This is a genomic window from Cecembia rubra, assembly GCF_003014575.1.
GTDB lineage: Bacteria > Bacteroidota > Bacteroidia > Cytophagales > Cyclobacteriaceae > Cecembia_A > Cecembia_A rubra.
Genome location: NZ_PYGF01000020.1, coordinates 18801 through 38798 on the forward strand (window position 1 = coordinate 18801; position 19998 = coordinate 38798).

The window sequence follows — 19998 nt, forward strand, 5'->3', positions numbered from 1 at the left end:
ATTATCGAAGAGAAAGATGCTTTACCTGTGTAACAACTTCAGTTTTACAAACAAAAGGGTTATAATCTTTTGTAGCTTTGATGTTTTTTTCACCTTCCCAAAGGTCAAATAAAGTGAAATGGAGATTATTAATTTCCTCTTCCTGTAGACATATATTCATTGGGTTAGTCTGAATAGTTGTACTGATATTTTTATCAAAAAATCCATCATAAATGATATCCTGGGTTTTGCCTTTCCCATGGGCATTATATATGAATATCAATTGACCAAATTCCTTGGACAAGTCAGGTAGTTTTAATGTCCTTTCGTAATCATTGTTGTGAATAAAAACATTAGATGAGAATGGGGACCAGTTAGGTGCATCCATTGGAAATCCGGTTACATGATAATTTGCGATGGCTATCCCTACTGTTTTATTTTTATGAATTCGGTTATTGTATATTTCCACATCCTTGGCTGCAAGAAGTATAATGCCTGAACCTGGAGGGATCATAGTAACAGTATTTCCATTGGGGTCTTCTCCCAATGGAGTGGCAAAATTGACATGGTTATTGGAATAGACGTTGTTATTATAAATTTTAGTCCCTTTACCATCTGATTTTGGAAGACCAGGAAGGTTGAATACTAAAATGCCACCTGCATTGTCTCTTGCGGTATTTCCAAATACTTCAGCATTATCGCAATTTTCGATTTCTATGCCGGCCACATTACCGAAAGCAAGGGAGTTCTTGACAATGATATTTTCAGATTGGCCCACATAAATTCCAGCATCTTTGGAATGGGAAGCGATGCATTCATCGATTACTACATTTTTACATTGTACTGGATAGATAGCATAGGTTCCATTTTTTGACTTGTCCCCATTGGTCCATGTTACATTGATTCTCCTGAAAGTGATGCCATCAGAATGCTGACTTTTTATACCATCCCCAGGGGCATCTTCAATACTTAAGTCCTGAATGAGAATATCGTTTCCAACTAGTTTGACCCCTTCACCACCGGTTTTTAACTCCCTAAATGAAAGTACAGTCTTGTCCATCCCTTGCCCTTTAATCTGAATGTTGTTTTTGTTGTCCAAAATCAATTGTGTTTTGAAGCTGTAATAACCTTCAGGAATGTCAATGAGGTCCCCGTCATTAGCCAGGATAACTGCTTCTACAATTTTTTCTACCTCTTCTGCTGATGCTTTTCTGAGTTTGCTTGAATCATAGGTCATTTCAGTTGTGGAACTGGTACAGGACAGGGTGTACCAACTTATAAAAATCAAAAATGCTATTATGGACAAAATTTGGAGTTTTTTCATAGATATGCTTGGTCAAGTCAAAAGAAAGTAGTTAAAAATATAGCATTTATCTAAAGAATCCAACCAGCTGGTTTGATTTGTTTTAGGTTAAAGTGAAGGAAAGAATTTTTGCCCCATTGGACCAACTTTGCAAATGTTTCTTTTAATTTGGCCTAACTTTTGAAAGGAATCAGATTTCAAATTGAGATTTGATCATTCAAAAGTATTTAATATTAAATATAAACCGACCTATGAGGAAATTATCATTGATAACTTTATTGCTTTGCTTGATTGTTTCATCTGAAGTATTTGCGCAGTTTGGGGTTAGAGCTGGAGCCAATATTTCTAATTTTCAGGGCTTTGATTATGAGTCCAGGATTGGTATGCATCTTGGAGCCTACTATGATCTTGATTTAAATTCAGGCTTTAGCATTGAACCTGGTTTATTTTTCTCTCAAAAAGGTTTTAAATCCAATAATTTGGAAATAAAAGAGAATGTGAATTATATCGATATTCCCGTTTTGGTAAGATACCATTTTGAGGATATCTTCAATGTTTTTGCAGGTCCCCAGGGCTCACTTACCTTGTCCAGAAATTATTCTGAAGGAAATTTTAGCTCTAAGGATAAAAATATTTTAAGAGGATATGACTTTGCTGCTGTCCTAGGGGCTGGAATTAAACTTCCTTATGATATGAACTTTCAGCTATCTTATGATTTTGGGCTACTCAATCTCAACTATTTTGATCAAAATGTAAAGAATAGGGCATTTAAGATATCTGTCGGAAAATCCTTTTAGTCTTTGATTCTAGTGGGGTTTTCCTCCAAAAATGCTTTCCAGCCTGCAGATCTTCCTCTGGTCTGTAGGCGTCCATCATGAAAATGATGGCATAATGCAACTGCCAGAGCATCAGTAGCATCCAAAAGTTTGGGGATTTCTTTTATATGCAATAAGGTTTTAAGCATTTCAGCTACCTGTTCCTTAGAGGAGTTTCCATTTCCAGTTACAGATTGCTTTACTTTTTTAGGGGAATATTCAGCTATTGGAATCTCTCTGGCTAATGCTGCTGCCATGGCCACTCCTTGAGCTCTTCCCAGCTTTAACATGGATTGCACGTTCTCTCCATAAAAAGGAGCTTCCAAAGCTACCGCATCCGGGTGGTATTCATCAATTAATCCAGTGATTCGCTCAAAAATTTTCTTTAGTTTCAATTCATGCCCACTGTATTTTTTCAGATGTATGACGCCAAATTGAATAATGCTGTATTTATTGCCCTCAACCAAAATCAGTCCATAACCCATGATGTTGGTGCCAGGGTCAATTCCTAAAATAATTTTTTCCTTTGTCGCTTTTTTCCCTTCTTTACTCATCACCGCAAGATAAATGAATTCATGGTAACTTTATACCTGTTGTTTCCTATACTTTATGCAGGAATGCTCAAATACTTAAAGTATGTATGGTTACAATCAAGTCATCCGGATACAGAATTACTTTCAGTTAAGTCAGTTACATTACTTGTCCCATTTAGAAATGAGGCCAAGAACCTGGACGCCATTTTTCATTCCATCCTCCATTTGGATCATAGGCCTTTTCAGGTGATTTTCATAGATGATCATAGTACAGATGATGGAAGGGCAATCTTAGAGGAGATTGAAAGAAAAAATCATGATTTGGATCTACAGATTTTAATTCTTCCTTCCAAAGGGGAAGGTAAAAAGGCAGCGATTGAAACTGGAATAAATCAGGCTAGCGGGGAGTTGATTTTTACAACTGATGCGGATTGTATATTGCCAAAAGGTTGGATAGAGGGATATTTACAGGTATTTAGCTCGGAGCAAATTCAATTTGTGGCTGGACCAGTCATCAGTATGGAGAAGCAAAGCTTTTTGCAGCGTTTCCAACAAATTGAATGGGCAAGTATTTTGACAGTAACCCAAATGGGTTTTTTTATTAAAAAGCCAATTATGTGCAGCGCAGCAAATATGGCATATCGTAAAAGTGCTTTTATTTCCGTCAATGGGTATCAGGAAAACCTGCACCACCTTTCAGGGGATGATGAGTTTTTACTAAAAAAGTTTGTTCAAAGATTCGGAGAAGATTCATGCGTTTACAATCAAAATAATCGAGTGCTTACCCAAGCTGAAAAAAATTGGGAGATGCTTTTGAGGCAAAGGACAAGATGGGCATCAAAATGGAGGCTTCATAAAGGAGATATCACCCACTTGGGAATTTCTTTGATACCTTTTCTGATTCAATTGCTGTTCCTGTCCAGTCTGGGCTTTTTACTTCAAGGAGGTTTGGGACTGGTATTGTTTTTGTATATCTGGGCAATTAAAATTGCCTTTGAAAGGGAAACATTAGGGACTGTTTTAAAGCATTTTCATATCAGTCATCCTTTTCCGGTATATCTTTATTCAAGTCTTCTACATCCAATTTATGTAGTTGCTGTAGGATTTAAGGCGATGTTTGGAAAATTTGAATGGAAGGGCAGAAAATCCTCTTAATTAAGTTAATTTTAAAGCTGAAATATAATGAACATGACAGACGAAGAGTTTGATCTTTTAGATGAGTTATACTTTGTGCAGCACTTTGATTATCTCAAGGAGACCATGGGTTGGGCTGAAGACCGGCTTTTGGCCACTTTGGATTCTTTGTACAAAAAATCATTCATCAAGTGCCTCAAAGGTCCTGATGATGAAATTTTTGAAATTGAAAGCCTCCAAGACTTAGGAAAAGAAATGTATTTTTTAGCAACCAAAAAAGGGTTGATGGCCCATAATGGTAGACTATAATCCTATGAGTGTTCAGTCTGTAAAATATCGCAAAAAAGAACTTGAGCTTAAATCTCTTTTGGAAATCACACAGGCAATTAATGAGAATAAGCCTGCTACTGTGCTTTTGGATATTTTCAAGTTTACCTGCCTGGTACATCTGAATATCAAATCCCTATTACTTTACATGATTCAGGAGGAGAGATATGACAAAATGATCAGTCATGGGCTCAAAAATAAAGTTCCAGAGTATTTTAATTTATCAGATATTTCTTACAGTAAGGAATCTGGAGAACTGAAATTGGAAGTTCCCAAGGATTTTTCATTTTCAGAACTTGAAAGTTACCTGCCTGTCTATCATAAAGAGAAATTATTGGCAGTTTTATTTCTGAAAAAGAAATCAGAAGAGGAGGAACTGGATCTGGATTTTACACAGGCATTGGCCAATATTCTGGTTGTAGCTTTGGAAAATAAAAAGTTTGCCAAAAAGCAATTGGAGCAGGAAAGGTTGAAAAAAGAAGTGGAAATAGCTTCCAATGTTCAGCGAATGCTATTGCCAGCTACTCTGCCCAATAGCACAAGACTTGCTGCTAAGGTTACCTATGTGCCGCATTCGACAGTAGGAGGGGATTATTATGACCTGATCCAAAAAACAGAAGATGAAGTCTTCTTTTGTATTGCTGACGTTTCAGGGAAAGGTATGCCAGCTGCACTATTGATGTCCAATTTTCAGGCAGCTTTGAGGACTTTGTTACGCAGTACTTCTGATTTGAAAATGGTGGTGGAACAATTGAATTATACCATTTTTGAAAATACAAAAGGTGAGCGGTTTATTACCTTTTTTCTTGGATATTATAATTATAAAAACAGGGAACTTGTTTATGTAAATGCAGGCCATAACCCACCGGTATTGTGTTGGGAAGGAGAAAACAGGACTGAGTTTCTAGGTGCGGGAACCACCATTTTGGGTGCATTTGAAGCCTTACCGTTTATTGAGTTGGGAAAAAGATCATATCTCAAAGGTTTTACCATTCACCTTTATACAGATGGACTTACTGAGAGCATCAATAAGAAAGAGGAGGAATTTGGGGACCAGCGTTTTCATCAGTTCATAAGAAGTAAGAATTGTATGGCCCCGAAGCGCTTCCATGATTTGTTTTTTCAGGAAATGAAGGATTTTTCAAGTGGGGCCGAACAAAGAGATGATATAACTCTCCTGACAATTAGATTTCAATAACTATGGTTTGGCTGCATCACATTCCTTCATTTGTTCCAAAGATTTTTAATGAAATGATTTGGCACATGTCCAGAGAAGAAAGTGTGATTTACCTTACTTTTGATGATGGGCCAGTGCCTGGGGTTACTGATTTCGTTCTAGATCAATTGGCCAAGAGGGGAATGCTTGCCACTTTTTTTATGGTTGGGGATAATGTGGGGAAATCCCCACAATTAGCAGCAGAGGTTTTTGAAGCAGGTCATGCCATAGGTAACCATACTTATCATCATGTAGATGGTTTTCGGACACCAGACAAAAAATATTTTGAAGAAATTCAGCTTTGCCAGGATGAAATCAGTTCTGTCACCGGAATTAGCCCAAGCCTATTCAGACCTCCTTATGGAAAAATTACCAGAAAACAATTGGAGGAGGTAAAGCAACATTACAAAATAGTGATGTGGGATGTGATTACAGGGGATTATGACCCAGATCAAAGTTTCCATAAATGTCTAACCAAAACCAAGGAGCATACTAAAAAGGGTTCTGTTATTCTTTTTCATGACCAACAAAAAACTGAAAAAGTAATAAAAGCAGTCTTACCTGATTTTCTGGAATATATTCAGGATCAAGGTTTCGAAACGGGGAAATTATGATCCTACATTTGTCCATATTTGTTGTGACCATACTCTTGATTCAGGATTTGGCTCTTACCTTTTTGCTGACTTTTAATTTCAAAGAATTTGGAGAAGAGAGGTTTATTGAAAATGGATTACCCCAAATCAGCATTCTCATACCCTGCCGAAATGAAGAAGGAAATTTACCCAAAACTTTAACCTCGCTTGATCAATTGGATTACCCAAAAAATAAGGTTCAGGTCATTTTGGGCAATGACAACAGTTCAGATGCATCAGGAGAAATTCTTCAAAACTGGTCTGCAAAACGCCAATATTCAGAATTTGTTGAAATACAAGGACATGAGGCCGATTCCAAAATGAACGGAAAGGCCAATGCTCTTAGTCAAATGGCCAAATTAGCATCAGGAGATATACTTTTGTTCACAGATGCAGATTGTGAGATTTCCCCAAATTGGGCCATGCATATGGCCCAAACTTGGCTCAGGACCAAAGCTGGAATGATTACTGGGATCACTACAGTGAGTGGTTCACGTTTTTTTCATAAGATGCAAGCATTGGATTGGTGGCTTACTCTTGGGATGGTCAAGGTAATGGGAGATTTGGGGATTTCAGTTACATCTATGGGGAATAATATGCTGATTTCAAAAGAAGCTTATCGGGCCGTGGGTGGATTTGAAGGCATTCCATTTTCATTGACGGAGGATTTTGAAATAGCTAGGCAGGTAGAGAAGAAAGGATTCCGAAATATTCATGAAGTGTCTTTAGGGAATTTGGTCAAAACAAAAGCACAAAGTGATTTCAAAAAGTTATTGTCCCAGAGAAAACGATGGATGCATGGCGCAATGACTTTGCCTTTTGTTTGGAAGCTGATTTTGTCTGTTCAGGTGTTGTTTTTCCCCGCTATTTTGGGACTTATAATTTTACATCCTTTTGAAGGAATTATACTTTGGCTTTCTAAAGTGTTAATACAAGGCTTTTTTATTTACCGTTTTGCTTCGAAAACAAAGACCTATTTAAAAATCCTTGATTTTCTGTCTTTTGAAATATATTATTTGATTACAGCTTGGTCCACTATAGTTTATTATTTTTGGCCGTCCAAAATAGATTGGAAGGGAAGGAAGTATTGATGTCCCAAGTTTGAGTTCGGATTTCAGGAAGGAAAGGCATTTTATGCTATTAAAAGAAAGTTTTTGAAATGAGTTCAAAGGCATTTCTGGAAAACAATACTTGATAGGGAAGCAATTGAAAATTAATAAGTTTGAATCAAACCTATTTTAACAGTGAATTATACCGATACCCATGTTCATATTTATTCCAGTAAGTATGATGCAGATAGAGATGAAGTGATAAGAAGAACACTTGAAAATGGTGTTTCCAAATTATATATGCCTAATGTGGATGTAGACACCATAGATGCTATGTTGGAAGCCGAACTGCGTTACCCGGAAGTATGTATTCCAATGATGGGATTGCATCCCTGTGATGTAAAGAAGGATTTTGAACGGCAGCTCTATATTATGGAAGACTGGATAAATAAAAGAAACTTTGCCGGAATAGGGGAGACTGGACTTGATCTTTATTGGGACAAGACTTTTTTTGAGCAACAAAAGGAAGCCTTAAGGGTTCAGATCCAATGGGCAAAAGAAAAGAACTGGCCCATTATCCTTCATTGCAGGGAATCTATGGAAGAAACTATAGCTATCATCAAAGAACAGAAAGACGAGAATCTATTTGGTATTTTCCATTGCTTTTCCGGTACTTTGGAACAGGCAAAGGACATAATTGAATTAGGATTTATGTTGGGAATTGGTGGGGTTTCCACATATAAAAATGGTGGCCTTGATGCAGTAATTCCACATGTAAATCCCGAATATTTGGTATTAGAGACTGATGGGCCTTATCTTGCTCCGGTTCCTCACAGGGGAAAGAGAAATTCTCCTGAATTTATTCCGATCATTGCGGAAAGGGTGGGCGATTTTTTACAGAAAACAAAAGAAGATATTGCAGTACTAAGTACTAATAATGCGAATAGGGTATTTCATCATTTCAAATCATGAACTACAAGATTGTAAGGCTCAACACATCAGCAAAGAGTGAGGTCACCTCTTCTGTGTTGATCATTTATACCGGAGGTACACTGGGAATGGCCTATGATGACTCAGGAGCTTTGGTTCCTTTCAATTTTGGTCAAATTTTGGACAAAGTACCATCATTGATGCAGATGAATATTGCCATAACGGTAATTTCTTTTCCTGAACCTATAGATTCATCCAATGTGAATATGCAACATTGGGTGGATATGGCCTACATTATATATGAGAATTATGATAGTTATGATGGATTTGTGATCCTTCATGGCACAGATACTATGGCCTATTCTGCCTCCATGTTGAGTTATATGTTACAGGGATTAAGTAAGCCTGTGATATTTACAGGAGCCCAATTGCCGATATCTGCCATGCGTTCTGATGCCAGGGAAAACCTCATGACATCTTTGGAAATTGCAACGGCCAAGGCCAATGGAAAGCCGGTTGTACCTGAGGTTTGTATTTTTTTCAACCACATGCTTTTGAGAGGTAACCGGTCAAAGAAGGTACAAAGTGTGCATTTTGATGCATTTGAATCCGAAAATTATCCTGCACTGGCCGAGTCAGGAATTATAATAGATTACAATTATGCTGTGATCAAGCCATTTGAGGAAGGTAAAAAGCTGAAATACCATAATAAACTTGACAATAATGTCATAGTATTGAAGCTTTTTCCTGGTATTACAGCCAATGTTCTTGATTCTTGTTTTGATATTAAGGGGCTAAGGGGGGTGGTTTTGGAGACTTATGGTTCAGGCAACAGCCCAAGTGAGCTTTGGTTTTTGAATGCTTTGGAGAGAGCGGTAAAAAAGGGAATTATTATACTTAATGTTTCCCAATGCAATGGTGGTAGGGTGATTCAGGGAAGGTATCAGACCAGTAAAGATTTATTGAGGATTGGTGTGCTCAGCGGAGGAGATATTACAACTGAAGCTGCTGTGACCAAGATGATGTTTTTGTTGGGAAATGAAACTTCAGATGCTGAGATCAGAAGAAAATTAATAATGCCTTTGGCTGGAGAAATGTCCTTGACTGGAATTGCATAAATTTTTCAAAAAGATGTTGGATGGCTATGGAATAATTCATTCCTTTGCACTCCGATTCAGAAATCAACCATTTAGAGAGGTGTCCGAGTGGTTGAAGGAGCACGCCTGGAAAGTGTGTATACCCCTAAAGGGTATCGAGGGTTCGAATCCCTTCCTCTCTGCTAAAAGCCAACTTTAAAAAATAGAGTTGGCTTTTTTATTTGTGTCAAAAAAAGAACAGGATGGAAGGGATGAGAACCCTCGACCAAGCACTTGGGTTCGAAATCGACCAAAGGGAGATTCACGAGGGGCAGTGCGGCATGCCAAGAGTGTACGAGTAATCCCTTCCTCTCTGCTAAAAGCCAACTTTAAAATAGAGTTGGCTTTTTTATTTAGGTCAAAAAAAGAACAGGATGGAAGGGATGAGAACCCTCGACCAAGCACTTGGGTTCGAAATCGACCAAAGGGAGATTCACGAGGGGCAGTGCGGCATGCCAAGAGTGTACGAGTAATCCCTTCCTCTCTGCTAAAAGCCAACTTTAAAATAGAGTTGGCTTTTTTATTTGTGTCAAAAAAAGAACAGGATGGAAGGGATGAGAACCCTCGACCAAGCACTTGGGTTCGAAATCGACCAAAGGGAGATTCACGAGGGGCAGTGCGGCATGCCAAGAGTGTACGAGTAATTCCTTCCTCTTATGAAATGAGCCTATTATTAGTTTAGAAATCATTCTGAATTTCAGCTTTACGATTTAATTTTTAGTCAAAAAAGTCTTTTTAATGGTTCTCAACTCCACTTAAGCCATTTGTTTTTCCTTTTATATAAATTCTCTAAGGTCTTCATATTCGTTATTTTAGCTTGCATGAAATTCAATCAACAGCATAGGAAATAATTTTTCTGAAAAAAATATGACTATTTCCTTTGCAATTTGATTTGAAAAAATGATAACTTTAAAATCTCAATATTACGTTAGAAACCGTTTAACCTTTATTTAAAGTCTATTTAAAAACTACATTATGAAAAAGTTAATCGCTTTGTTCATGCTTTCCGGAATCTTGATGTTTCCGGTAATTACGAAAGCTCAAGATGCAGAAGAAGCTGCAGAAGAAACTACAGAAGTTGTGGAAGCTCCAGCGGCTCCAGCCGTGGTCGATGATGAAATCATGGACGAGGAAAAAGGTTTCCACCAAATTATTAAAGAAAAATTCATTGAAGGTGATCCAACTTTCATGTCTCCGGTATTGATCTGTTTGATTTTAGGTCTAGCTGTAGCATTAGAGAGAATTATCACTTTGAACCTTTCTACAACTAACACCAAAAAACTTTTGGCAAAAGTAGAGGAAGCTCTTGAACAAGGCGGTATCGAAGCTGCTAAGGATGTTACTAAAAACACTAAAGGTCCTGTTGCTTCTATCTTTACCCAAGGTCTGATGAGGTACTCAGAAGGTATTGAAATGGTAGAAAAATCTATCATCGCTTATGGATCAGTAGAAATGGGACGTTTGGAAAAAGGATTAGTTTGGATTTCCCTTTTCATCTCCCTTGCTCCGATGTTGGGTTTCATGGGTACAGTAATTGGTATGATCGGTGCATTTGATGCCATTGAAGCAGCTGGAGATATCTCTCCTTCCCTTGTAGCTGGTGGTATTAAAATCGCCCTTTTGACGACTGTTGCAGGTTTGATCGTTGCGATTATCCTTCAGTTGTTCTACAACTATTGCGTAGCTAAAATCGATTCATTGGTGAATGATATGGAGGATGCATCTATCACTTTGGTAGATATCCTTGTGAAGCATAAGCTGTCCAAGTAATAGTCTGACAGTTTATCCTTCAGCTCAATCAATCCTTAAATCGAAAATTATAAATTATGGATTCAATAGATATATTTATATACGTTGCGGAAGGTTTAGTCATACTTGGAGCTATCTTTGCGATTCTGATGCCATTGATCAAATCATTTGATAACCCTTCAAGTTTGGTTAAAACCGGCCTTGCAGTAGTTGCTCTTGGGGTAGTATTCTTCGTTGCCTATTCAATTTCTGATGGTGATGTTCTCCCTAAATTTGCTGCAGAACCGTTTAATCTTACTCCGGGAATGTCCAAATTCGTTGGAGGTTCACTTTATACCACTTATGCTTTGTTTATCATTGCAATAGTAGGTATTGTGTTTACAGAACTCAATAAAGCAATAAAGTAATGGCAAGAAAAAAAGGCAGATTAACCCAGGAGGTCAATGCAGGTTCCATGGCGGACATCGCCTTCCTGTTGCTGATTTTCTTTCTGGTTACCACGACTATTGCTTCGGATAAGGGTATTCTAAATGTCCTTCCTCCAAAGCAAGATCCAAATCAGCCACCGCCTGAAATTAAATTGAACGAGAGAAACATCTTTAATATCCTCATTAACGCCAATGATCAATTACTGGTAGAAGGTGAGTATATCGATAACACTGAAAAGTTATCAGAAGATATCAAAGATTTCATTCTCAATTTCGGTGCACCTGATGAGGAAGCGATATCTCTTTTCAATAGTTTACCTGCCTCATTGAGGAATAGAGCCAAGAGAGATGCATCATCTTCTGATCATCCGATGACCGGTGGAGCAGTAGTTTCTATTAAAACAAACAGAGGTACCAGTTATGAAAGGTACTTGGAGGTACTTGACCAGGTAAAAAGAGCATATTTTGAAATTTACGCAGAAAGAGTCGGTCTTACTTCTGATCAATATAGAGCTTTAACTGGAAAGACTCCAGCTGAAAAAGAGCTTCAGGATCGTGGTAAAGAAGGAATTCCAATGGCTATTTCAATTGCAGAACCAGATAAAATAGGAGGAAATTGATATGTCAAAGTTTAAGAAAAAAACCAGTACTTCTCAAAATATTCCTACATCTGCATTGCCTGATATTATCTTCATGCTTCTGTTCTTCTTTATGGTGACTACTGTATTGAGAGAGCAGGAGATTCTGGTAGAGCAGAAGATTCCTCAGGCTACTCAGTTGCAAAAACTTGAGAAAAAAACCTTGATTTCCTATCTCTATATTGGTAAACCAAAAAATATTGCAATGTTTGGTACTGAACCACGTGTTCAGGCAAATGATGTACTAATCAATACCAAGGATATTGTTCTTTGGGTTAACCAAGAAAAAGATAAATTATCTGAAGCTGAAAGAGATCAAATTACAATCTCGATGAAAGCAGATAGAGAAGTTAAAATGGGTCCAATTTCTGATGTTCAGTTTGAACTTAGAGAAGCTGATGCCAGAAAGCTTTTATATGCTGCTGTTGGAAAGGTTCAAAATTAATCTTTATCAAATATCTTAAAAAACAAAAAAGCTATTCCCTTAGGAATAGCTTTTTTACTTTATAGCCATGATTTTGAAAAGTCTGAAAAATAAAAATAAGGTTCAGAATGCTTGGGCCATGTACGATTGGGCAAATTCTGTATATAGTTTAGTAATAACTTCCACTATTTTTCCGGTTTATTTCAACAACGTTACCCATTCAGTTGAATGGGGGGATAGAGTCTCTTTTTTCGGTTTTTCAATTGTAAATACGGTTTTGTATTCCTATTCAATTTCTTTTTCATTTTTAGTGATTGTTTTCCTTTCCCCTTTGTTATCAGGAATAGCTGATTATGGTGGGAATAAATTGAATTTCATGAAGTTTTTTGCCTATTTGGGGGCATTGTCATGTGGAGGTTTGTTCTTTTTTGATGGGAGTAATTTAGAATATGGAATTGTTTGTGCCATGTTGGCCAGTATTGGATTTGCAGGTAGTATTGTTTTTTATAATGCTTTTTTACCTGAGATTGCAACTGAAAAGGAATTTGATTTTTTAAGTGCTAAGGGTTTTTCTCTTGGATATTTAGGTAGTGTGATCCTTTTGGTTTTAAACTTATTTATGATCCAAATGCCCGAAGTTTTTGGGCTGAAAGATGGTGGGCATGCTGCACGGTGGTCATTCCTGATTACCGGCATTTGGTGGGCAGGTTTCTCACAGATTCCATTTAAATTCCTACCCAATAACACGCAAAAGAAAAAAATTAAAAGAGCAGTTTTATTGAACGGCTATAAGGAAATTACTTTGATTTTTAATGTGGTGAAAAATTCAAAAGTCATGAGCGGTTTTCTTGCAGCCTTTCTATTCTATAGTATGGGTGTACAGACTGTTCTTTATTTAGCCGCATCATTTGGAGATAAGGAACTCCAATTGCCTGGTGATAAATTGATTTTAACTATTCTGATTATTCAATTGGTTGCAATTTTAGGGAGTTATTTATTTGCATATGTATCCAAGCGTTTCGGTAATAAGAATTCTTTGATTATTATGGTTTTTATTTGGATATTGATATGTGGGGCCGCGTATTATGTGATGGATGAATTCCAGTTTTATGCTTTGGCATTCGTCGTTGGAATGGTGATGGGGGGTATTCAATCACTTTCAAGAGCCACCTATTCAAAATTGATTCCTGAGAATACAAACAATAATGCTTCTTTCTTTAGCTTTTATGATGTGACTGAAAAAATAGCAATTGTATTAGGTACATTCTCTTATGGATTGATCGAACAGATATCTGGAAGTATGCGTAACTCTGCGCTTGCTCTTGGATTATTCTTCTTTATAGGATTAGTATTCTTGTTTTTGGTTAAAATCCCCAAACAAGGATTGGACAATATAGTCGAAATTAAAAATGCTTAGTATCATTTCAGGAGATGATGTAAAGAAATTAGATGCAGCTTTTATCAAAGCCACGGGAATTAGTTCTTGGGATCTCATGGAAAATGCTGCCAAAGCTTTTTTTGCTTGGTACCAGAGCAAGTTCATGGGAGTAATGGGTAAGGTTTTTGTTTTTTCCGGACCTGGAAATAATGGTGGTGATGGTATTGCTATTGCACGATTGCTTGCAGAATCTGGTAAGACTGTTTCAGTAATTTTTTTTCAAGAGAAGGAATTTTGCAGCAAAGATTACACTTTGAATATAGAAAAATTACCTTCTAAGGTAAATTTGATTCATATCTCTGATTTTAATTTTGAGATTGATGAAAACGATGTCGTTCTAGACTGCATTTTTGGAATTGGGATCAATAGACCGCTTGAGGGTAGCTATCTTGAAGTTATTGAGAGATTAAATAAAACTCAATGTCATAAGGTTTCCATTGATATTCCATCAGGCATTCCTTCTGACGAGATCCTTCAGGGAAAAGCCTTTAAAGCTGACCATACTGTAACCTTTCAGTTTCCCAAACTTTCTTTACTCTTTCCTGAGCATTCAGAATTCACGGGAAATATCCATGTTGTTGATATCGGTATTCCTGATTTTTTTATCCAAAACTTTCATAAAGACAAATTTTTCCTCCGAAGGGAAGATATCAGGAAGTTTCATAAAAAGTTTAACCCATTTAGCCATAAAGGGGACTTTGGAAGAATAATGCTTATTGGTGGAAGCGTTGGAAAAGTAGGAGCGATGGTGTTGTCCTCTAAAGCGGCTTTGAGGACTGGAAGTGGCTTGGTTCATGTACAAATAGCAGAATCAGAAAGGTTTATCATGCAAACTGCGGTTCCCGAAGTCATGGTGGCCGGTGCTGAGGAAATCAAAAGATTGGATGTTTTCGATGCATTGGGTATTGGTCCAGGATGGGGAACAGAAGTTGATCTATCTTTTTATTGCAGCATTTTGAAAAGGTATCATAAACCACTGGTCATTGATGCAGATGGTTTGAATTTGCTTTCAAAGAAACCTGAAAATTTAAAATATGTTCCTAAGGGAAGTATTCTTACCCCTCATATCAGGGAGTTTCAAAGGTTAGCGGGAGAGGTGAAGGACCATAAGGAAAGGTTGGACAAGGCCAGGTCTTTTGCTTTGGAGCATGGGGTGTATTTGGTACTCAAAGGTGCATTTACCTCAATTTCAACACCCAATGGTGAGCAATATTTTAATTCTTCAGGCAACCAATACCTGGCTACAGCAGGTTCAGGAGATGTACTTACAGGAATGATTGCTTCTTTTTTAGGACAAGGATATCTACCATTGAACGCAGCGATATGTGGAGTTTTTCAGCATGGCTTGGCGGGAGAAATGACAGCATTGGATAAAAGAAGAGGTGTAATAGCATCTGATATCATTGATACTATCCCAGCCACTTTTGTCGATTTGGATATTGAATGAATATTTTTGGCACATTTAGAACTTTACTTTTGTGTAGCTGGTTAAAGTCCAAATCGCTTTTCAATGAATAAGGAAAAACTTTTACTTTGGACCCTTGCGGCCATCAATTTTACCCACATCGTGGATTTCATGATTTTGATGCCTTTAGGTCCTCAGTTGATGAGGATTTTTGAAATCAGTCCAAGAGAATTTGGACTTCTTGTTTCCTCTTACACTTTCAGTGCGGGAATCAGTAGTTTTCTGGGGGCCTTTGTTTTGGATAAATATGACAGGAGAACCATTACTTTATGGGTTTTTTCTGGTTTCCTCATAGCTACACTGGCTTGTGCTTTGTCCCCTAATTATCCCATTTTATTGGCATCAAGAATTATTGCCGGTTTATTCGGAGGCCTTACCTCCGCTTTGATATTGGCCATTATTGGAGATGTGATACCTGACTCCAGAAGAGGAAGAGCAATGGGGTTGGTGATGGCTGCCTTTTCTGTGGCATCGGTTTTCGGTGTGCCATTCGGTTTGTTTATTGCTAGTGTTTCGAATTGGCATGCTCCATTTTTCTTTTTAGCGGTGATTTCTTTGGTCATTCTGTGGATGATTTACAATTACCTGCCCTCTATCACAGGGCATTTGGAAAATGGTCAGGCAAAACCTAGTCCAGTTCAGGTAATAAAAAGAGTGACCAGCAATCCCAATCAAATGAAAGCCATTACCCTTACCATTATGATGATGCTTGGACAGTTTATGATTATTCCATTCATCAGTCCGTATATGGTAGCTAATGTAGGGTTTACAGACATGGAGCTGACCTATATTTATATGGCAGGAGGATTGTTCACAATTTTTACCTCACCTTGGGTGGGGAAAATGACAGACATACATGGAAAGGTGAAAGTATTTGTGATTTTTATGTCACTGAATTTGATTCCTATTGGTGTTATTACCCAATTGGGACAGACCCCAATTCCCTATGTACTTTTGATTACTACCATGTTTTTTGTGACTTCTAATGGGAGAATGGTACCAGCTATGGCACTTATTACCGGAACGGCCAAGCCCGAGAACAGAGGTAGCTTTTTGAGTTTCAATTCTGCAGTTCAACAATTGTCGGCTGGTTTGGCGTCATTTGTGGCTGGATTGATTTTGACCGAGGGGATGAATGGAGAATTGATCAATTATAACTTTGTCGGATACATTGCGATTTTCCTCAGTGTTTTGTGTATCCCATTAAGTAGAAGAATTAAAAGCATAGGTTAAATATTTTACAAAGATCTTTTTGTTTTAATTCCCAACTCTTGGAATAAATAGTTGACATTTTTGGGCATTTCCTGCACATTATCTGTTAGATCTTCCCTGATTTGATTTGATGATCTGGGAATATTTGTAGGTTGTTTTTAAGTCTTTTAAACCTAAAGCAAATGAATCATGGAAATAATAAAACATTTATTGGAAATGTTTTTAGCCTACAGCTTATAAATTCTATATCCAATCGAATTTTAATGATTTTAAATAAGTCAATAGGTATTCAGTTATTGCGTCGGATAATTGAAAATAGGGCACTTTTTTGCTAATAATAGCATCATTTTCCCGGAAATAGGAGTTCTAATTTGAGATTGAACCTATATATATTCAAAAATAAAAGAACCTACTATTTCAATTTTCCCACCATGGTTTGAAGGGCTTAGTTCGGATTTTCCTGTTAAAAAATTACTTGGTATTGTTCTAATTGATGATTTGTATGAATTTAAGTAGGTTGAGAATATTAATAGTTGAGGATGAACTTGTAATAGCAGAAGACTTGAAATGTATTATTGAAGAGTTAGGTCATGATGTTTGCGGAGTTGCAAGGAATAGGGATGAAGCATTGGTCTTAATTGAGGAAAAAAAGCCCAATCTAGTTTTATTGGACATAAAGATCAATGGAGAGGTCGATGGTGTTGATCTTGCGGTTGAAATGAATGAAAAATTTAAGCTGTCATTTATCATAGTGACCTCCTCTATTGATCTTCAAACAATCAACCGGATAAAATCAATAAAACCTTATGGATATTTGGTTAAGCCTTTTAATGAAAATGATATTGGAATGGGAATTGAATTAGCCAGGAAAAATTTTGCCAAAGAACATACGCAAGCGAAAAAGGATGAAGATTTTGGGGGGTACCTTTTTAAAGACAGTTTGTTTGTCAGAATAAATGGAGTACTTCAAAAAATCAAACACAAAGATATCATTTACTTGGAAGCGGACGCCAATTATACTCAAATATATACAAGAGAAAAAAGGATTTTGGTACGTGCAACTTTGAAGGAACTGGAACAAAAACTGAGTAATAGCCTATTTGCAAGAATTCACAAATCATTCATGATCAATTTGGAAGAAATAGAAGGAATACAAACAGATTTTATTCAGATTTCAGGAAAAGAAATTCCAATTGGAAGAAACCAGTATAGCTGGCTTTTACGAAAGATTAAAATATTGTGATGGGAAAACTTTTTTAGTGTCAAGGCTATTCTCATTTTTTAATTTCAAGGTCTCATTGAAATATAGATTTAATTTTTAATCCTGGATTTTTTGATGATTCCAAACAATGTCAAACAATGAAAACGGTTTATCAAGAAGATGGAGCATTTCTTATTTTTTACATTAACAGATTATACCTTTTCTTTTACAAAAATTGCTGCTTATTCCCTGAAACATGTTCCTAAGAAGGTAATGTAATTAGATTCATTTTAAAGTTTATTCCAACAAAGCTAATTAGAATGAATCATGAAAACGGCTGTTGAATTTTTTCAAAATTATTTAAAGGTCAGTGCTTCATATCATAAAATTCCGCCCGTAGACTGCTAATTCAATATTTAGCCACTTTGGAAAAAAGCTTTTGTTGGCGCTATAAATCATAAAAAATCCTGAAAATAATAAAGCTAATTTTTAAGCATTTCAATATGAAATTAGAAAATATCAATGGAATTCATCAGTTTTTCGAGGCTCAAGTTTCAATAAACCCAAATAATGTATCCCTGTGCTTTGAAGGTGAAGAACTAACCTATCTTAAAGTCAATAACCTTTCAAACCAATTGGCAAACCAATTGATTGCAAAAGGCCTTAAGAAGGGACAAATTGTAGGAATTTGTATGAAGCGCTCTTCAGAAATGATTTTCAGTATTCTGGCAATTTGGAAAGCTGGAGGAGTTTATTTACCACTAGATGCAGATTATCCCAAAGATAGATTGTCATTCATGGCAGAAGATGCTGCAATCGAATTTCTTCTTACCCATTTGGACTGCCGGGATACCATTGAAAAAGCATTTCAGGATTTCAGGGGAGAGGTACTGGTTTGGGAGGATTTTTTAGGTGATTTGGATGCTTTTTCTGTGCAAAATTTAAATCTGGACATACAGGCTTCGGATCTTGCTTATATTATTTACACATCTGGCTCAACTGGCAGACCAAAAGGTGTTTTGCTTGAGCATAAGGGTCTGAATAACCTGGTAACTGTACAGACGGATCTTTTTGGTATTACTTCATCATCTAAGATACTTCAATTTGCCTCTATCAGCTTTGATACTTCCTTATGGGAGATTTTATTGGCGCTTTCCTCAGGAGCCTGTTTGGTATTGGCTAAGTCGCCTGGTTTGATGCTTGATGGAAGTCTTTCGAGGACTTTGAGGGATTATAAAGTTACTCATTTCACAGCACCCCCATCGGTTTTGGCGATTTTGGATCCTACTGAATATCCGGCTTTGGAGGTTGTGGTCAGTGGTGGGGAAGCTCTGAAAAAAGAGATAGCCAACAGATGGGCGAGACTTAAGAAGTTATACAATGCTTATGGGCCTACTGAGGCAACAATAGAAGTGTTGGTTGCAGAAATTGATGCCGATATGGAAGTGATTTCCTTAGGTAAACCCCTCCCGAATACACGTATTTACATCCTTGATGAGGAGGGGATGCAAGTCCAGATTGGTGTTCCGGGAGAGCTTTGTATTGGAGGGATAGGACTAGCGAGAGGTTATCTGAACAGGCCTGATCTGACTTCGGAGAAGTTTGTTGCCGATCCTTTCAGTCCGGGAGGGCGAATGTATCGTTCGGGCGACCTTGCCAGATGGCTACCGACAGGTGAGATCGAGTACCTGGGCAGGATTGACCAACAAGTGAAAATTCGCGGTTTCAGGATTGAGATGGGAGAGATTGAAAGTAATCTTCTTGAACTGCCTGGAATCAAAGATGTAGTTGTGACTTTACGACATACAGTGGACGGTCCAGATTTTCTCTGTGCCTACTATATTGCCAAAGAGGAGAAACCGGCCTTGGAATTACGGGATTTTCTATCCCTTAGACTTCCTGTCTATATGATTCCTGCCCGTTTTATGCAGATGCAGGAGTTTCCTCTCACTCCCAACGGAAAAATCGACAAAAAATCCCTTCCTGATCCGGGTGATACGGTCACTACAGGTGCTGAATTTATTGCCCCGTCGACCCAACTGGAAACAGTCATTGTCCGGCATTGGTCGCAGCTTTTGGGTCTGGATATGGAATCGATAAGTACCGTGGATAATTTCTTTGCCCTTGGGGGAGACTCTCTGAAGTCTGCGCAGCTTGCCGGCAGGCTTTCACAGGAAACACAAATCTTGGTATCAGTCAGGGACATTTTTACAAAGCCCACGATAGCCGGCTTAGCTGTATTGATTGCTTCCAGGGAGCAGTCTGCCTCCTTACGGATCAGGAAGGCTCCTGTTCAGGAGAGTTATCCGCTGGCCTCGGCGCAGAAGCGGGTGTACCTTCATTCTTTACAGCAGGGAGAGGGCACTGTGCTGTACAATATGCCGTCAGT

19 protein-coding genes and 1 tRNA gene are annotated in these 19998 nt (G+C 37.6%); 18 read left to right on the plus strand and 2 right to left on the minus strand.

The window, feature by feature from the left end; all coding sequences use genetic code 11:
- Nucleotide 1: 1 nt before the first annotated feature.
- Nucleotides 2–1303, minus strand: coding sequence for a parallel beta-helix domain-containing protein (locus CLV48_RS19985; protein WP_106569073.1), 1302 nt, complete (start codon nucleotides 1301–1303; stop codon nucleotides 2–4).
- A 230-nt stretch (nucleotides 1304–1533) separates the two neighbouring features.
- Between CLV48_RS19985 and CLV48_RS19990 the strand changes: the two genes are divergently transcribed.
- Nucleotides 1534–2079: a porin family protein gene (locus CLV48_RS19990; protein WP_106569074.1), complete on the plus strand. Its 546-nt coding sequence runs from the start codon at nucleotides 1534–1536 to the stop codon at nucleotides 2077–2079.
- On the opposite strand, the gene ruvC is transcribed toward CLV48_RS19990, so the two are convergent.
- On the minus strand, nucleotides 2076–2651 hold the full coding sequence (gene ruvC / locus CLV48_RS19995; RefSeq protein WP_106569075.1) for a crossover junction endodeoxyribonuclease RuvC: 576 nt from the start codon (nucleotides 2649–2651) through the stop codon (nucleotides 2076–2078). The two genes, CLV48_RS19990 and ruvC, sit on opposite strands and share 4 nt — an antisense overlap.
- A 21-nt stretch (nucleotides 2652–2672) precedes the next feature.
- Here ruvC and CLV48_RS20000 point away from each other — a divergent pair, with 21 nt between their 5' ends.
- The 17 genes from CLV48_RS20000 to CLV48_RS20085 all read left to right on the plus strand — a co-directional run.
- Nucleotides 2673–3785, plus strand: a complete 1113-nt coding sequence (locus CLV48_RS20000) for a glycosyltransferase (protein ID WP_106569076.1) — start codon at nucleotides 2673–2675, stop codon at nucleotides 3783–3785.
- Nucleotides 3786–3818: 33 nt separating this feature from the next.
- A complete protein-coding gene (locus CLV48_RS20005) occupies nucleotides 3819–4073 on the plus strand; it encodes a hypothetical protein (RefSeq protein ID WP_106569077.1) in 255 nt (84 codons plus the stop codon).
- A gap of 4 nt (nucleotides 4074–4077) precedes the next feature.
- Complete coding sequence (locus tag CLV48_RS20010) at nucleotides 4078–5289, plus strand: PP2C family protein-serine/threonine phosphatase (protein WP_106569090.1); 1212 nt, start codon at nucleotides 4078–4080, stop codon at nucleotides 5287–5289.
- A 65-nt stretch (nucleotides 5290–5354) separates the two neighbouring features.
- On the plus strand, nucleotides 5355–5921 hold the full coding sequence (locus tag CLV48_RS20015) for a polysaccharide deacetylase family protein (RefSeq protein ID WP_245889624.1): 567 nt from the start codon (nucleotides 5355–5357) through the stop codon (nucleotides 5919–5921).
- Nucleotides 5918–7030: a glycosyltransferase gene (locus tag CLV48_RS20020; RefSeq protein WP_106569079.1), complete on the plus strand. Its 1113-nt coding sequence runs from the start codon at nucleotides 5918–5920 to the stop codon at nucleotides 7028–7030. Before CLV48_RS20015 ends, CLV48_RS20020 begins: the two co-directional genes overlap by 4 nt.
- A 153-nt stretch (nucleotides 7031–7183) precedes the next feature.
- Complete coding sequence (locus CLV48_RS20025; RefSeq protein WP_106569080.1) at nucleotides 7184–7960, plus strand: TatD family hydrolase; 777 nt, start codon at nucleotides 7184–7186, stop codon at nucleotides 7958–7960.
- Nucleotides 7957–9036: an asparaginase gene (locus tag CLV48_RS20030; protein WP_106569081.1), complete on the plus strand. Its 1080-nt coding sequence runs from the start codon at nucleotides 7957–7959 to the stop codon at nucleotides 9034–9036. The genes CLV48_RS20025 and CLV48_RS20030 overlap by 4 nt, the downstream gene beginning before the upstream one ends.
- A gap of 73 nt (nucleotides 9037–9109) precedes the next feature.
- A tRNA-Ser gene (locus CLV48_RS20035) sits at nucleotides 9110–9197 on the plus strand.
- Between the two features lie 832 nt (nucleotides 9198–10029).
- Nucleotides 10030–10824, plus strand: a complete 795-nt coding sequence (locus CLV48_RS20045; protein ID WP_106569083.1) for a MotA/TolQ/ExbB proton channel family protein — start codon at nucleotides 10030–10032, stop codon at nucleotides 10822–10824.
- Nucleotides 10825–10880: 56 nt separating this feature from the next.
- Entirely contained in the window at nucleotides 10881–11210 is a 330-nt protein-coding gene (locus CLV48_RS20050) for a hypothetical protein (RefSeq protein ID WP_106569084.1), read from the plus strand.
- Complete coding sequence (locus CLV48_RS20055) at nucleotides 11210–11851, plus strand: ExbD/TolR family protein (protein ID WP_106569085.1); 642 nt, start codon at nucleotides 11210–11212, stop codon at nucleotides 11849–11851. The genes CLV48_RS20050 and CLV48_RS20055 overlap by 1 nt, the downstream gene beginning before the upstream one ends.
- Before the next feature lies 1 nt (nucleotide 11852).
- Nucleotides 11853–12314 carry an ExbD/TolR family protein gene (locus CLV48_RS20060; RefSeq protein ID WP_106569086.1) on the plus strand — a complete coding sequence of 154 codons (462 nt, stop codon included), beginning with the start codon at nucleotides 11853–11855 and terminating at the stop codon, nucleotides 12312–12314.
- Between the two features lie 67 nt (nucleotides 12315–12381).
- Nucleotides 12382–13710: an MFS transporter gene (locus tag CLV48_RS20065; RefSeq protein WP_106569087.1), complete on the plus strand. Its 1329-nt coding sequence runs from the start codon at nucleotides 12382–12384 to the stop codon at nucleotides 13708–13710.
- Nucleotides 13703–15178, plus strand: a complete 1476-nt coding sequence (locus CLV48_RS20070; protein WP_106569088.1) for an NAD(P)H-hydrate dehydratase — start codon at nucleotides 13703–13705, stop codon at nucleotides 15176–15178. Before CLV48_RS20065 ends, CLV48_RS20070 begins: the two co-directional genes overlap by 8 nt.
- A 63-nt stretch (nucleotides 15179–15241) precedes the next feature.
- The gene (locus tag CLV48_RS20075) at nucleotides 15242–16429 is read left to right on the plus strand and encodes an MFS transporter (RefSeq protein WP_106569089.1); all 1188 of its coding nucleotides are present in this window, start codon (nucleotides 15242–15244) and stop codon (nucleotides 16427–16429) included.
- Between the two features lie 481 nt (nucleotides 16430–16910).
- On the plus strand, nucleotides 16911–17651 hold the full coding sequence (locus CLV48_RS20080) for a LytR/AlgR family response regulator transcription factor (RefSeq protein WP_106569091.1): 741 nt from the start codon (nucleotides 16911–16913) through the stop codon (nucleotides 17649–17651).
- Between the two features lie 461 nt (nucleotides 17652–18112).
- Nucleotides 18113–19998, plus strand: a 1886-nt coding sequence (locus tag CLV48_RS20085) for a non-ribosomal peptide synthetase (RefSeq protein WP_146140131.1), incomplete at its 3' end; no start/stop codon positions are given.